Annotated in this window: 11 protein-coding genes and 5 pseudogenes; 1 reads left to right on the top strand and 15 read right to left on the bottom strand. The window is 39.8% G+C overall.

Going from position 1 to position 15,437, the window contains the following annotated elements; genetic code table 11:
- Positions 1-11: 11 nt before the first annotated feature.
- Complete coding sequence (locus tag M44_RS04565) at positions 12-704, bottom strand: amino acid ABC transporter permease (protein WP_010171302.1); 693 nt, start codon at positions 702-704, stop codon at positions 12-14.
- The gene (locus M44_RS04560; protein ID WP_010171300.1) at positions 691-1,500 is read right to left on the bottom strand and encodes an amino acid ABC transporter substrate-binding protein; all 810 of its coding nucleotides are present in this window, start codon (positions 1,498-1,500) and stop codon (positions 691-693) included. The genes M44_RS04565 and M44_RS04560 overlap by 14 nt, the downstream gene beginning before the upstream one ends.
- Before the next feature lie 155 nt (positions 1,501-1,655).
- Here M44_RS04560 and M44_RS04555 point away from each other — a divergent pair, with 155 nt between their 5' ends.
- Complete coding sequence (locus M44_RS04555) at positions 1,656-2,273, top strand: NAD(P)-dependent oxidoreductase (RefSeq protein ID WP_010171299.1); 618 nt, start codon at positions 1,656-1,658, stop codon at positions 2,271-2,273.
- 39 nt (positions 2,274-2,312) lie between these two features.
- Here the strand turns inward: M44_RS04555 and M44_RS20300 are convergent.
- From M44_RS20300 to M44_RS04490, 13 genes and pseudogenes are all read right to left on the bottom strand, one after another.
- A pseudogene (locus M44_RS20300) lies at positions 2,313-3,453 on the bottom strand (homogentisate 1,2-dioxygenase).
- 11 nt (positions 3,454-3,464) lie between these two features.
- A complete protein-coding gene (locus tag M44_RS04545; protein ID WP_010171297.1) occupies positions 3,465-4,376 on the bottom strand; it encodes a fumarylacetoacetate hydrolase family protein in 912 nt (303 codons plus the stop codon).
- 2 nt (positions 4,377-4,378) lie between these two features.
- The gene (locus M44_RS04540; protein WP_337444033.1) at positions 4,379-4,915 is read right to left on the bottom strand and encodes a flavin reductase family protein; all 537 of its coding nucleotides are present in this window, start codon (positions 4,913-4,915) and stop codon (positions 4,379-4,381) included.
- Positions 4,916-4,955: 40 nt separating this feature from the next.
- Positions 4,956-6,059, bottom strand: a complete 1,104-nt coding sequence (hisC, locus tag M44_RS04535; RefSeq protein ID WP_010171292.1) for a histidinol-phosphate transaminase — start codon at positions 6,057-6,059, stop codon at positions 4,956-4,958.
- Positions 6,060-6,140: 81 nt separating this feature from the next.
- Entirely contained in the window at positions 6,141-7,265 is a 1,125-nt protein-coding gene (gene hppD / locus M44_RS04530; protein ID WP_010171291.1) for a 4-hydroxyphenylpyruvate dioxygenase, read from the bottom strand.
- 5 nt (positions 7,266-7,270) lie between these two features.
- Positions 7,271-8,692: a dihydrolipoyl dehydrogenase family protein gene (locus M44_RS04525; protein ID WP_010171289.1), complete on the bottom strand. Its 1,422-nt coding sequence runs from the start codon at positions 8,690-8,692 to the stop codon at positions 7,271-7,273.
- Positions 8,692-9,855: a dihydrolipoamide acetyltransferase family protein gene (locus M44_RS04520; protein ID WP_010171287.1), complete on the bottom strand. Its 1,164-nt coding sequence runs from the start codon at positions 9,853-9,855 to the stop codon at positions 8,692-8,694. The genes M44_RS04525 and M44_RS04520 overlap by 1 nt, the downstream gene beginning before the upstream one ends.
- Positions 9,856-9,867: 12 nt before the next feature.
- Positions 9,868-10,864 (bottom strand): annotated as a pseudogene (locus M44_RS20295) (alpha-ketoacid dehydrogenase subunit beta).
- Positions 10,861-11,918, bottom strand: a pseudogene (gene pdhA, locus M44_RS20290) (pyruvate dehydrogenase (acetyl-transferring) E1 component subunit alpha). Before pdhA ends, M44_RS20295 begins: the two co-directional pseudogenes overlap by 4 nt.
- Before the next feature lie 17 nt (positions 11,919-11,935).
- Positions 11,936-13,041 (bottom strand): annotated as a pseudogene (locus tag M44_RS20285) (Leu/Phe/Val dehydrogenase).
- A gap of 61 nt (positions 13,042-13,102) precedes the next feature.
- Entirely contained in the window at positions 13,103-13,420 is a 318-nt protein-coding gene (locus M44_RS20280; RefSeq protein WP_050770892.1) for a thioesterase family protein, read from the bottom strand.
- Positions 13,421-13,633: 213 nt separating this feature from the next.
- A pseudogene (locus tag M44_RS20275) lies at positions 13,634-14,427 on the bottom strand (ABC transporter ATP-binding protein).
- Complete coding sequence (locus M44_RS04490; RefSeq protein WP_010171277.1) at positions 14,402-15,433, bottom strand: ABC transporter permease; 1,032 nt, start codon at positions 15,431-15,433, stop codon at positions 14,402-14,404. Before M44_RS04490 ends, M44_RS20275 begins: the two are co-directional and overlap by 26 nt.
- Between the last annotated feature and the right edge of the window lie 4 nt (positions 15,434-15,437).

Here is a 15,437-nt window from a genome sequence, read left to right as displayed (position 1 = left end):
GAACCTCCCTTCTACTTCGCAATATGACGACTGAGTCGTATCTCAATTCGATCTTGCGCTATAGATAAAATAAAACAAATGACCCAATACAAGAACGCTGCTTCCATATATACGAGTAAAAACTGATAATTCGTAGCCGCAATTTCTTGGGCTTTTCTGAACATCTCTGCTACTAATACTAACGAAGCTAAAGATGTATCTTTCACAAGACTAATAAACGTATTAGATAAAGGTGGGATGGATACTCTTGCAGCCTGTGGTAACACAATTCGTTTTAACGTTTGACGATAGGTCATTCCAACAGAATACCCTGCTTCCCATTGACCTTTAGGAATAGATTCTATAGATGCTCTTACAATTTCAGACGCATAAGCACCTACGTTAAGTGAAAATGCAATAACAGCCGAAGGAAATGAGTCTATATTTAAACCTAAATTAGGTAGACCATAAAAGATAATGAATAACTGAACAAGTAGAGGTGTACCCCTTATAGCAGATACATACACTCTAGCAATCCCTCGGAAGATGGATACATTCGACAATCTTGCCAGTGCAGTCAAAAGGGCCAAAGCCATTCCAATTACAAAGGAAGAAAGGGTTAGAGGTATCGAATAGTACAAAGCTCCCTTGAGCATAGGCATAAGGGAGCTTTGTAAGATGTCCATCATTCGTTCAGGATCTTGAAAGATACTACTGAAGTACATTTTCTCCAAACCATTTTACAGAGATTTCTTCATACGTACCGTCTTCAATCATTTCCTCTAACGCTTTGTTTACAGCTTCAACAAGTTCTTCATTTCCTTTACGGAACATAAACCCACTCTCAGAAGCTTCTTCTGCTGTCGCAGCAATCTTGACTCCAGCATTTTCATTTTGTTTAAAGTAGTCTAGAATCGCAATTTTATCATTTACTGTTACATCGACACGGCCATTTTCAAGATTTTGAATCGCTTGAGCTAAACCTTCAACCCCAACAATCTCCGCTCCATAGCTTTCAGCAATGTCTTTATAGTTACTAGTTAATGATTGAGCAGATTTTAAACCATCAATTTCTTCAAAGGTTGTAATATCACTCTCTTTACTTGTTACTAGTACGGCAGAAGATACAATGTATGGATTTGAAAAATCGTATGTTTCTTTACGATCATCACGAATTCCAACTTGGTTCGCAATCACATCAAAGCGCTCTGAGTTCAACCCTTCAAACATAGCATCCCACTGAGTTTCCATAAATTTCGCTTCTACACCTAAACGACTCGCTACTTCTTTAGCAATTTCAACGTCAAATCCAGTTAACTCTCCAGACTCATCGTGGAATGTAAACGGTGGATATGTTCCTTCCGTTCCAATTAAAAGCTCTCCATTTTCCATTACTTCATCATATAATGTCATGTCTGCGTTTGAACCTGTTGTTTCTTCTTCCGCAGTTTCATTTGTTCCACATGCGGCGATGAAAATAGTTGTCAAAGCAAGCACAAGATATAAAGTCCATTTTTTCATCTTTAAAACCCCACTATTCTTATCGGATTATTTAGTACGTAGGCTATCATACGGTCATACAGCTAAAAAGTCAATGCATTTGTTTACACATAATTTCTATACTTCCCTGCTTTCTTTCGATAAACTCATAATTAAAAAGAAAAGGAGAAAAAATCATGAACATTGCGTTATTCGGCGCAACAGGACGAGTTGGCTCAATCTTTTTAGAGCAAGCCTTACAAGATGGTCATTCTGTACATGTACTAGTAAGGGACGCAAAGAAAATTCAGCCTCATGCAAAACTTAGTATAATCACAGGGGATATATTAGACAATCAATCTGTTTACACTACCTTAAAAGGTGCCGACCTAGTCGTTAGTTGCCTCGGAACAGATGGTACAGACTCCCTATCAAAAGGTTTTCCAATCATCCTACAAAGCATGTATAAGCTTGGTTTGTCAAAGCTTTCTACTATTGGAACGGCTGGTATTCTTCAAGCACAATCGGAACCAAATAAATATCGCTTTACAACAAATGAGAGTAAACGGAAAAGTACACGAGCAGCAGAAGAACACTTAAAAGTATTCCTTATGCTTAAACATTCTCATTTAAATTGGACGATACTTTGCCCTACCTATTTGCCAACAGGGGAAAAGGTAGGCTCGTATCGAGTAGAAGAAAACGTTCTTCCTGAAGCTGGCACACAAATCTCCATATACGACACAGCGGATTGTCTATATTCTTTGGTATCTACAAATACGTACTATAATAAACGAGTTGGCATCGCCTATTAATAAATGCAAACAAGCTGTCCAAGGTATGGACAGCTTGCTTTAACTCCAAGAATACATATAGTGTTCATCCTCTAAACAACCAGTCCTCTTCACAACCTTTAACGGCTTAAATGTATCGACCATGACCGCCAATTCATGAGTCTCTCTTTTTCCAATGCTTCCTTCTGTTTTCCCTGGGTGAGGGCCATGAGGAATACCTAGTGGATGAAGGGTAATGCTCTCCTCCTTCACCCCTTTTCTACTCATGAAATTACCCTCAACGTAAAATAGCACTTCATCACTATTCACATTGCTATGGTAATAAGGTGCAGGAATAGAATCTGGATGATAATCATATAGTCGTGGGACAAAACTACAGACAACAAAATTATGAGCTTCAAATGTTTGATGAACGGGTGGCGGCTGATGGATACGACCTGTAATCGGTTCAAAATCGCGGATATTAAAAGCAAAAGGATACAAAAAATCCATCCCATCCCACTACATCAAAAGGATGATGATCCAGAATATGAGAGTGGAGGGCTCCTCTCGACTTTGTGATAACTTCAACCTCACTAAGCTCAGAATTAGTTTCTAGCTGTTCAGGACCTCTTATATCCCTCTCACAAAAAGGACTATGTTCTAAAAGCTGGCCGTACTCATTTCGGTAACGCTTAGGGGTAGAAATTTGACTAAACGCTTCAATAACTAAGAACTTTGTTGGTACCTTTGGAACGAGCCTGTAAATGGTTCCAACAGGAATGACAAGATAATCTCCTTTTTCATATGAAAGGCTACCAAACATCGTATGCAGTGTTCCTTCCCCGTCATGAACAAATAAGCATTCATCCCCGTCCCCATTACGATAAAAGGACGTCATTTCTTCTTTTAGATGTAATTTTCCAATAAGGACATCGCTATTTCCTAATACAAACTGCCTCTCTACTCCATTACTTTCTTCTACCTCATCTGTATAAAAATGACGGTGACGCACATTGGAATCTTCCTCAAATTCCGGAAGGTAGCGTCCAAGATATGACGACTTTACAACAGATGTTGGCATGTGGTGATGATATAAAATCGACTGCGCCCCTGAAAACCCTCTTGTTCCCATCACCTGTTCTCTATATAACGTTCCATCCTCTTTATAAAATGTTGTATGACGTTTCTTTGGAATGGTACCTAGCCTTTGATAATACATTTTGCCCCTCCTTATCCCACACTGTTTCGTAAAACCCCAAGGCCTTCTATCTCTAACTCCACAACATCTCCTGTTTCAAGCCATCTATGTACTTCTGTTCCTAATTCTAATAGGCAGCCAGACCCTACAGTCCCTGACCCAATTACTTCACCAGGATAGAGAGTAACATCTTTTGAGGCCTGCTCAATTAACTCACCAAATGAGAAATACATATCACCTGCATTACCAGACGACAAGAGCTTTCCGTTCACCTTGGCAGTCATACTAGCACGTAATACGTCACCTGCTATCTGTTCTGAAAGCTCATTCTTCGTTACAATCCAAGGACCTAAGGTTGTCGCGAAATCCTTCCCCTTCGCTGGACCAAGTCCTACTTTCATCTCTTCACGCTGTAGGTCTCTTGCACTCCAATCATTCATAATACAAAAACCGAAGACAAACTCCATTGCCTGTTCTCTTGAAATATTTCGACCTTGTTTACCAATAATACACGCTACTTCTAATTCATAATCCCATTCTTTGGAATTTTCCGGGAACAGAATAACATCGCCTGGCCCTTTTACCGCTAGATGATTGGTGAAATAAAAGACCGGTGCCCGGAACCACTCTGGAATAACTTCAAGACCCCTTCTTGCTCTAGCTTGTTTTACATGCTCTAAAAAGGCATAAAAATCTCTAACACTTTGAGGCTTAGGTAAAGGAGACACTAACTGAGCTTCTGCCAAACTAATCCCTGTTGTTTTCTCACCTGCTGACAATACGTCTAGTAGCATCTGTTCATATGATTGATAGTCTTCTATGTACCGGAGTAAAGACAGGGGTAATTTGCCATGAGAGCATTCATGCAAGTCAAAAATCTGGTTATTTACTAGTATTCCTGCCCGAAGGTCCCCGTCATTTTTTTGAAATGTAACAAACTTCATCGTTACGACTTCCTTTCTAGCTCAAACATTTCGGCGAGGGGATTGGTATACACCTGACCCGCCATTCGTCCGATAGGTTTTAACACTTCCGTACGAATCCTTCCTGAATCAAATGCAGCTTCGTCAATATGGGCAGCAACCACTCTACCCACTACTAAGCTTCCAGATCCAGGGACATCCCCATAATGATGAAGGTCGTGTAACACACACTCTAGACTCACTTTACTTTCACCTACTCTGTATGCGGAAACCATACTAGACTTCTTTTTTGTCAGTCCAGCTAAATCAAATTCATCGACCCCTCCTGGCACATTTTGAGCTGTTACATTCATTCTCTCCACTATATCTCCACTCACAACATTGATAACAAATTCGTTCGTCTCTTCTATATTTTTAAGTGTATCTTTCTTCTCTCCACTAACCCCGTTTCTCATTGGTGAAAAACAGACAAGCATAGGATCTGCGCATATCGCAGTATAAAAACTAAAAGGAGCTAAATTACTTTCTACGTTATCATTTATAGTGGATACAAAGGCAATTGGTCGAGGAAGAATCGAACCAATTAAGAGCTTATATCTTTCATTCCATACTAATTCTTCTGGACGTATATTCAGTGTACTCCCCCCTTTTTTTCATTAAGCGTAATAGTAGTCCTAAGATCTTATCCATGTCTTCTAATGTTCCAAACGCAACGCGAATCCAATTTGGATGACCTAAAAACTCACCTGACCTTACAGAGTACCCAATTTTCTTTAACTCTCGTGTTACAAAGCTTCCGTTTAATCCTGTTTGAATCATGATAAAATTGGATTGGGTAGGATAAAATACGATGGATTCTTCCAGGAGTCTTCTTTCAACAATTTTTCGAATGTGATCATTTTTCACTTTACACTCAAGCTTAAAGTTTTCATCTTCTAATGCAGCAAGTGCAGCCTGTTGGGCTATTGTACTTACATTAAATACGTCCCTTACTTTCTCTAGAGCTTCTATAATAAGAGGGTTCATGATTCCGTACCCTACACGTAGGCTAGCCAGACCGTACATTTTTGAAAAGGTTCTTAGGACCACTAAATTCGGATACTGAGACACGAATGGAATGCCTTGCAGGAAGTCTTGAGACGTCACATACTCTTCATACGCTTCATCTAAAATAATCAGGACTTCTTTGGGTATTTGCTGAATAAACCGTGTTAATTCTTCTTTTGTCACAACGGTTCCTGTAGGATTATTCGGGTTACAAATAAACATTATTTTCGTTCGGCTGGAAAGTTTATTGGCCATAGCAGGTAGATCATGCTTCCCGTTCTCCAAAGGAACACACACTGGAATTCCTCCTTCAATGATCACATTGGTCCTATAGCGTGGAAATGTAACCTCAGCCATGATCGCTTCGTCTCCAGAGCAAATAAACGCACGTGATAATAAACGAATCAATTCATCTGAACCGTTCCCTATAAAAAGATCTGAACCTTTTACACCGTGGTAACTACTAAGCGCCTTTTTCAACTCTGAAGCAGACGAATCAGGATAGATATGCAGGTTTGTAATCTTCTTAATGGCTTCTATTACGTTAGGAGAGCACCCATAAATATTTTCATTTTCTGAGAGCTTTATTAGATTGTGGTCAAGCTGGTTTTCCGGATTATATGCCGTAATTACTCGAAGTTGCTCCTTTGTCCTCATGTTCTGTTCCTCCAATCATGACCTTTAAACACATAGCGCCTTTTAGCGATAAGAGTAAAAGGCGCTACGACTAAGTTAAACTTACAAGTTCCCTCTTTTTTCCTGCTCTCTTTCTATCGATTCAAATAAAGCCTTAAAATTACCTTCTCCGAAGCCTCTAGCACCTTTTCGTTGAATGATTTCAATAAATAAGGTAGGACGGTCGACAATAGGCTTTGTAAAGATTTGAAGCAAATACCCTTCGTCATCTCTGTCTACTAGAATTTTTAACTCTTTAAGCTGATCAATCTCTTCGTCAATATCCCCAACCCGTTCAGACAATACGTCATAGTAAGAATCCGGAGTTTGTAAAAATTCCACTCCATTCGATTGTAAGCGAGTCACCGTTTCGACGATATCTTCTGTTAATAGGGCTAAATGCTGGACTCCTGCTCCATTATAAAACTCTAAGTACTCTTGGATTTGTGATTTACGCTTTCCTTCTGCCGGCTCATTAATTGGGAATTTAATTCTTCCCCCGTTATGCATCACTTTTGACATGAGTGCACTATATTCCGTTGTGATATCTTTATCTGTAAAATGCTTTAATTGTTTAAATCCCATAACCTTTTCGTAATATCCGACCCATTCTTCCATCTCTTCCACATTTCCAACAACATGATCCACTGCAAGTAAGCCAGTTTCACTCTGGTTAATCGAAGCTTCCATTGCTTTAAATCCTGGTAAGAATACTCCAGTATAGTCCGTACGTTCTATTAACGTATGAATCGTGTCTCCGTATGTACCAATGATCGCTTTTTTAATTGTCCCGCATTCATCGCTAAATTCAGTCGGTGGAAGAATAACGATAGCTCCCCTATTTACAGCTTCCGTATAAGCTTTATCACAATCTGCAACTTTCAAGGCCACATCTTTCACACCATCACCATGAAGCTTAACAAACTCAGCAACTCGGCTGTGATCATGTAAGGAACCTGTGATAACAAGGGTTAGTTTATTCTGTTTGAGTACATAGGAAACCGTTTCTCTGTTCCCTGTCTCAAGACCAGAGTATCCTACTAATCGAAAACCAAAGGCTGTGCAGTAATAATGAGCCGATTGCTTAGCATTTCCACTATAAATTTCTAAATAGTCTACATCTGTTACTGGAAAAAAGTCCTCTGAATTTACATCTTTGGTTTTTATTTTAGTTCTTGCATGTTTCATTCCTCCTATTGATTGCTGATTTTTAGTTTTGTTTTAGGTCGCATATGAATAGCTTTACCATCAAGCGCTTCAACCGCTTCTATTAAAGCTTCATTCATGCTGGGGTGTGGGTAGAAAGGAAACGTGAAGTCTTCTTTTCTTGCAGCCATTTCAAGGCCAATAATAGCTGCAGAACTCAGTTCAACCACTCCTTCGCCCATCATATGAATACCTATTAAAAACCCCGTGTCTTTTTCTGCTATCACTTTAATAAACCCTTCTCGTTCATTCTGTAACGCAATCGTCCCGTTGCTTCTAAGAGGATACAGACTAGATTCATAGATATATTCTTGACTCGCCTCTTCCTCTGTTAACCCTACTGAGACGATAGGTGGAATACTATATATGACAGTTGGATGGTACCTGTCATCGTATTCAGGTTTCTCCTGACATGCATGCTCCGCTGCTACTTTTCCTTGTCTAATTGCTTTTGTGGCATACCTCTCACCCGTTACATCTCCAATAGCATAGATGAATGGAATGGAAGTTTCGCAAACTTCATTTACTTTAATAAATCCGTTCATAGACGTTTCGATCCCGATGCGTTCTACCCCAAGTTCTTCTAAGTTCGGTACAACCTCTTCAGATAAATAGACAGGAGTGTTTTCAACTGTTAAGAGTCCTTTCACTTCAGACTGGAATGTAACGTGTACACCTTCAGAAGTGTCACTCATTTCTAGAAGATCATAACCTTGATGACACGATATTTTTCTTTTCTTCATGGTTCTGATTAATTCCTTATTTAAGCTTGAATCGAGCAACGGAGATTTATTCATGATGATAGTGACATCCGTTCCTAAGCTATTAAACGAGAAGGCCGCTTCAATTGCCTTTGTATCATTTCCGTAGATTAAAAGTTTTTCAGGAACTTCTTCTAATTGATACAATTCTTTGCTAGATAGAATTCCACGTCCCATAAAAGAATGGGGAATGGAGAGCTTACCTCCTGTTGCGATGATGCATTGATTAAATTCTACTAAGTGATAGGAGTCATCTCGCTCGATCCCAATTCGATTACTCGAAACGAAAGTAGCCGTTCCCTTTATCACTTCTACGCCGTTCCCTGATAAAAGGGCTTCGATACCATCGTTTAATTGCTGTATAAGTGAAATTTTGTACTTCTTAAATATCGTTAAGTCCACCTCTATATTCGGAACGATAAGACCTAACTGTCGATTGTTTTCTAGCTTAGCTTTTTGATGAGCTAAATGAGCTAGTGCTTTTGAAGGGATACATCCTTCATGAAGACACACGCCTCCCACTGCACCCTTCTCTATGATGGTCACCTGCTTGCCAAGCTGTGCCGCTCGAATAGCCGCATGATATCCTCCCGGACCTCCACCTACTACAACAATCTCTTTCTGATCAACCATTTCTCCCACTACCATTACCTCAACTCCACTAGCATAAGACTTGGATTTTCAATAAGGTCCCTAAATTGATTTGTAAATGCCACCGCTTTTCCACCATCGATAACACGATGGTCATACGACATAGAAATATTCATCATAGATCGAATGACAATTTCATCATGATCATTGACCATTGGCCTCTTTTTCGTTTTATGAAAGGCCATTAACCCTACCTCTGGAGGATTAATAATCGGAGTAGCACCAATTGATCCACCTAAAGGACCTACATTGCTAATCGTAAATGTTCCACCACGTAAATCATGGGGAGTTAATCTATTCTCTTGGGCTTTTATTGTTAACTCCTTCACATCACGATGGAGCTCAGCTAGATTTTTTGACTCGACAGCATGTAAAACTGGGGCAATTAATCCTTCCTCTGTATCTGTTGCTATTCCAATATGGTGTGAGGAGAAGCATTCAATTTCTTGTCTATCTTCATGTAAGCGTGAATTAAATAGTGGATGCTGGACTAGGGTGAGTGACAAGGCTTTTAAGAAAAAAGCTGTGGCTGAGATTGATATTCCTTGTTGTTTAAGGTTGTCTCGTAAAATGAGAAGCTCGGTTACATCAATTTCTTCGTAGTGTGTACAGTGCGGAATGGTGCGGAGAGAAGAAACCATCTTCCCTGCAATTTGCTTTCTTCTTCCGTTAAAAGGAAGAAAGACATTTTCGTTTTTTGTTTTGTAGACTGTTCTTCCATTGTTTTTTCTACTTTTTAGTGTCATCTTTGATGTAGAGGAATGACTAACTTCACTACCGGTTATATCTGACTCTAGAATTCTCCCTCCGGGTCCTGACCCTAATATATCTTCTAATACAATCCCTTTCTCCCTTGCAAGCTTTCTTGTAAAAGGAGAGGCAAGAATGGTCCTTTTGTTGGTGTTTTTATTAGGTTTAGAAATGTGTAATCCTTCTTCCATAACCAATAATGTTGTTCCAACGTTGACCGTATTCCCTTCCTTAATGATGATTTCTCTAACGGTTCCAGTGATGGGAGCAGGTATTTCTGCTGTCATTTTATCTGTTTGAACTTCAACTAAGGGGGTGTCCGCTTGAACTCTGTCTCCTGGCTTGACAAAATAATGAGAAATATGGGCTTCTGTCATTCCTTCTCCGATATCATGAAGCTTTACCTCCAACCTTCACACCTCCTAATATTCCTGGCACTTTTTTATCGCTTCTACAACTCGCTCCACTGTAGGTAAATAGTAATCCTCAAATCCGAAATACGGAACAGGTGTATCAAAGCCTGTAATCATTTCAGTTGGTGCCTTTTGATAGTAGAAACAATATTTATTGATAATGGATAAAATATCATTCGCTACACCACCGGTTCCATGTCCCTCTTGAACAATGACCGTCCTTCCGGTTTGCTGAACGGATTCTATAATAAGATCCTTATCTAAAGGATAAAGAGTTCTAGCATCAATAACATCACACTCTATACCTTGCTCCTGTACAATCTCAGCAGCCTTTAACACAACCGCCATCATCGCACCCCAGGCAAATATTGTGACATCCTCGCCCTCTCGTCTTCTGATACCTTTTCCTATCTCTACCGTGTACTTTCCATTTGGAACTTCCCCTCTAACAGAGCGATAACAGTGCATAGGCTCAAGAAATAAAACCGGGTCGTTCTCTTCAATGGCCGAAATTAACAATCCCTTTGCATCATAGGGAGTTGATGGGCAAACCACCTTCATCCCTGGCATATGAGTAAAAATGGCCTCTGTACTATCTGAATGAATTTCTGGTGCTCGAACTCCTGCCCCGTATGGAGCGCGAATCACCATTGGAACTGAATAATGTCCAAGTGTTCTTGCCCGTAGTCTTGAGGCATGAGTCATAAGCTGCTCATAGGCAGGATAAATAAAGCCAAGAAATTGAATTTCAATCACAGGAACGAATCCATTCGCTGCAAGTCCAATCCCCCATCCCAACAAATCCTGCTTCACTTAAAGGGGTATCCATGACTCGTTTTTCTCCATATTTTTCTTGAAGCCCTTCTGTTGCCCTGAATACACCTCCGTTTTTCCCAATATCTTCACCAAGTAATAGAACGTTTTCACGCTCAGACAGCATAACATCAAGGGCATCTGTTATACTTTGAACGAATGTTAAGGTCTTCTTTTCTGTGATCGTATTCATCCTAATGCCCCCTTACGTAGTAGCTCTTTTTTCTGTTCTTCGATTGGCCAAATGGAATGTTCAAACACATAATCAAATATGAGAGCAGGATCCGCTTTAGGATAACGTTCTAACAGGTCTACGCTATCATCAATTTCTACTCCTATCTCCTTAAGCCATTCTTCTTTCTTATCATGATCGTACCAATCCTTCAGCTTAAGAAATCTTTCTACCCTGTCTATTGGGTCAGAGTCCACACGTTTGTCATGACTTACAGATTGATCACGATATTTCGATGGGTCATCGGCTGTTGTATGAGCTCCGTATCTCCACGTAACTGCTTCAATCAAGGTAGGGCCTTCACCATTTCTTGCGCGTTTTAAGGCACGGCGAGTCTCCATATACACAACAAATGGATCATTCCCATCTATTCGAACACTTGGTATATCATAGGCTAACCCTTTTTGCGCAATCGTTTGGGATTTCATTTGTTTATGTATTGGCACAGAGATAGCATATTGATTATTTTGATTGAAAAACACAACAGGAGCATTTACAACACTCGCAATATTAAGACCTTCATGAAAATCACCTTCAGATGTGGCACCGTCTCCAAAATAAGCAATAGCTGCACACGTTGTTCCTTTTAATACTTCACCATAAGCCGCACCCACTGCGTGAGGGATTTGCGTAGCTATTGGTATACCGGGAGGAAAGATTTTTTCCCCTCTGTTGGAACATTCCCTTCATTTCGCCCTTTCCAAAACAATAAAATATGAAGGAGAGATTGACCAAATGTCATAGTAGCACCGTGATCTCTGTACGTTGGAAATAGCCAGTCGTCACAGTCAAGTGCTAGAGCTGAACCCACTTGAGATGCCTCTTGTCCTTCAAACGGGGCATATGTCCCAATTCTTCCTTGTCGTTGCAAGCTAACTGCTTTTTTATCAAACAGACGAATCCGTAGCATGTGGCGGTAAAGCTTTTTTGAAAATTCCTTTGTAATCCAATCCTGCTCTGATAGTAGGTTCCCTTGTTCATCTACTATTCGTTGAACTGGAAATGATGGTTCCATGACTATTCCCTCCCCTTTTACACGCGTACAGACCATTTTGGGCGCTTCGTGTGTGAAAAAAGCTATTTCGTTTCACTCTTCTTGCAATTCGATCTTCACAGTACTGATTAGCAGCTTCCACAGATGAGATGCCCTTTATTTCTGATTCTTTATAGATGCTCATGAGAGAATGGTAGATTGCTTTTGTTTTTCGAATCACTCGCTCTTTGTTCGGCTCATACAGTTCATCGGCAACTTGAATTAACCCTCCTGCATTGACTATATAATCCGGAGCATAAAGTATTCCTTTTTGATGAAGTAAATCACCATGATGATGGGACAATAATTGATTATTCGCTGAACCTACAATGGCTTTAAATTGAAATCTATCTATGGTTTCGTCGTGAATAATGCCACCAATAGCACATGGTACAAACACATCTGCCGGAACGGAATAGATCTCATTCCCTCCAACCACTTTTAGTAAGACGCCCTTTTCCTTTGCATACTCTTCTAATCTAGTAATCGCCTCTAAATAGATATCTGTAACATATAAATCAGCTCCTACATCAATGAGCCTTTGAGCTATTTTAAATCCTACTTTCCCAAGACCTTGAATGGCATAGCTTCTTCCATATAGAGCTTTCGATCCCCAAATCCGTTCATTTGTGGCTTCAATGCTATACAATACTCCCTCTGCTGTTGGAACAGATGAATCTCCACTTCCACCGTACACCTCATCTACACCAACAATACAATTGGTTTCTTTAAGGGCATTTGAGAAATCTTCAGGTGTAGTCCCCATATCCGTACCCGTATAAAATCGACCATTCAATGAATCCACGAACTGACCAAATGACCGAAACATCTCAGGGTGTTTATCTTTTGATGGATCACCAATGATAACAGCCTTTCCTCCACCAAAATCAACATCCGCTGCGGCACACTTATAGGTCATGCCTTTAGAAAGTCGAAGAACGTCTGTTAAAGCAGCGTCGACCGACTCATATGGTCTCATTCTACACCCACCGAGTGCTGGCCCTAGCGTTGTGTCATGAATAGCTATAATCGCTTTCAGCCCAGTGTTAGGGTCATTGCAGAAAACAACCTGCTCATGCTCTTCTAATCGATCAAACAACTCCATACCTCTCACCTCATTGTTTGAAGTTTCTTTAATGTTGTAAACGGTTACAAAATCACTCATTTTAAAACCTCTCAATCTTTGCAATTGGTAAAATGATTTGGGTCACTTCTCCCACACCGATTGTTCTGTCATTTACTTTAGCCAAGATCTTGGTGAGCATCTTATTTTCCTGTACAGCTATAATTCTACCTTCAAATAGTATTTCGTCTCCTAATTTCGCAGGTCCTCTATGTTTCACTATGACTTCTGCTCCGACCGCTTCTTCATCTTGCTCTAAAAATGGAAGAAGCAAGTTTCTTGATACCCATTCCATATAATGGACCATACTTGCGGTAGAAAATAATGGATGTACTATGCTTCCATCAAATTTGGGAAACATATCTTAACAGCAATGGTCATAGCATTCTTACTTCTTAACTGCCAACCATTCTTCATTATCCACTCCTAAAATACGACATATTTCTCAATATTTTATGTAACGTTTATTTAACGATATAATATCATTATGTTATATAAATAGTCAATAAATTGTAAAAATTAAAACAATAATAAAAGCGAATATGGATAGACTCTATAAAAAAAAGACCTTACTTTAAGATAATAAGGCTCGATCATTTGTCATTTTATTACCGCTAATTTGCTGGAATTCTACTAATAGACGTTCAATGGTTAACGAAGCTTTCTCCTTTTCTCCTACATCTAGAATGATTCTTCCCTTGTCCATCATGATGAGTCGATTTCCTAAATCCAGCGCTTGTTGCATATTATGGGTCACCATTAAGGTCGTCAACCGATGTTCAGCAACAATCTCTTTTGTTAACTGTGTAATCAATTCGGCTCGGGAAGGATCAAGAGCTGCTGTGTGTTCATCTAATAAAAGAATAGATGGTTCCGTAAATGTAGCCATCAATAAGGAGAGCGCTTGCCTTTCTCCTCCTGAAAGCAACCCTACTTTGGCATTTAGTCTATTTTCTAATCCTAAATGTAAGGATTCTAAGACATGGCAGAAGAATTCTCGCCTCTTCTTCGTAACTCCAACCCGAAATGTTCGAACCTTATTACGTGAATAGGCCATGGCTAGATTTTCTTCTATGGTCATGGTAGGGGCGGTTCCGGCCATTGGGTCTTGAACACCCTTCCAATATACTTACCTCTTTTGTGTTCAGGAAGTTTAGATACATCTTTGTTTTCAATTAGAACCTCTCCAACATCAGGAAGTAATACACCAGAAATCATATTCATAAGGGTAGACTTCCCTGCTCCGTTACTTCCAATGACCGTAACAAAATCACCTGGCATAAGCGTTAAGGAAACTTGATGCAGCGCAATTTTTTCGTCAGGAGTTCCTTCATTAAATACCTTATAAAGCTCTTTTAACTGAAGCATTGTGCTCCTCACTTCCTTCCCCTAGAGCCTGAAGATCGTTCAGTCGTTCCTGCCTTTTCATTGCTTTTCGCATTTTCTCTTTATGCCGATCGATTATTTTAGGTAGAATTAACGCAATGATGACAATGGTCGCCGTAATCAATTTCATGTCACCCGTTTCTAGAAAGTCCACTCGTAAGGCAAGCGTGACCACTAAGCGATATAAGATGGCCCCTACAATGACGGCAAGAGTTGTACGCACAATGGTTTTGGTACCAATAATGGCTTCACCGATAATAACTGAAGCCAGTCCAATAATAATCATCCCAATTCCCATTCCAACATCTGCGAAACCTCCGTATTGAGCCACAAGAGAACCAGATAAAGCCACAAGACTGTTCGATATTCCTAGTCCAAGAATAATGAGTAAATTGGTATTGGCAGAAAGACTTCGAATCATCTTTTGATTATCACCCGTTGCTCGAAGTGCCAATCCTACCTCCGTTTTTAAGAACCAGTCAGTCGTAAATTTAATAAAAAACGTCAGGAGTAACATTAGAAATAAAATTCCCCATGTTTTAGGAATATTTTCACCTAATCCTACAGCCGTTAGAATACTACTAAGCATTCCGTCTATACCAAGTTTATCCCAGAAACTAAGTAAGGAAGTAAAAATAGTCTCTTCGTTTAATAGAGGGATATTGGATTTTCCCATGATTCTAAGATTGATAGAATACAAGGCAATCATCATAAGAATCCCTGATAATAACGCGTTGATCTTTCCAAATGTGTGAAGAATCCCCGTTATACACCCTGCTAGAAACCCAATAGCACTTGCCATGATGGTGGCTAAAAAAGGGTTCACTCCGCTAATCATAAGAGCGGCAGCAACTGCCGCTCCCGTTACAAAGCTTCCATCTACCGTTAAATCGGGAAAATCTACTATTCGAAAACTTAAATAGACCCCTAGAGCCATGATGGCATAGATGACACCTAATTCTAAGGACCCAAAGATAGCCGTAAACATTCTA

It is taken from the genome of Bacillus coahuilensis m4-4, from assembly GCF_000171615.1.
GTDB lineage: Bacteria > Bacillota > Bacilli > Bacillales > Bacillaceae_K > Bacillus_T > Bacillus_T coahuilensis.
The sequence above is the reverse complement of the archived record's forward strand: the minus strand, read 5'-3'. Positions and strand labels throughout refer to the sequence as shown.

Excerpts from the sequence above, each read along its gene's own strand:
- M44_RS04545 (WP_010171297.1), bottom strand. The coding sequence starts at position 4,376 with ATGAAGTTTGTTACATTTCAAAAAAATGACGGGGACCTTCGGGCAGGA.
- M44_RS20280 (WP_050770892.1), bottom strand. The coding sequence starts at position 13,420 with ATGTTTCCCAAATTTGATGGAAGCATAGTACATCCATTATTTTCTACC.
- M44_RS04490 (WP_010171277.1), bottom strand. The coding sequence starts at position 15,433 with ATGTTTACGGCTATCTTTGGGTCCTTAGAATTAGGTGTCATCTATGCC.
- M44_RS04560 (WP_010171300.1), bottom strand. The coding sequence starts at position 1,500 with ATGAAAAAATGGACTTTATATCTTGTGCTTGCTTTGACAACTATTTTC.
- hppD (WP_010171291.1), bottom strand. The coding sequence starts at position 7,265 with ATGAAACATGCAAGAACTAAAATAAAAACCAAAGATGTAAATTCAGAG.
- M44_RS04555 (WP_010171299.1), top strand. The coding sequence starts at position 1,656 with ATGAACATTGCGTTATTCGGCGCAACAGGACGAGTTGGCTCAATCTTT.
- hisC (WP_010171292.1), bottom strand. The coding sequence starts at position 6,059 with ATGAGGACAAAGGAGCAACTTCGAGTAATTACGGCATATAATCCGGAA.
- M44_RS04565 (WP_010171302.1), bottom strand. The coding sequence starts at position 704 with ATGTACTTCAGTAGTATCTTTCAAGATCCTGAACGAATGATGGACATC.
- M44_RS04525 (WP_010171289.1), bottom strand. The coding sequence starts at position 8,692 with ATGGTAGTGGGAGAAATGGTTGATCAGAAAGAGATTGTTGTAGTAGGT.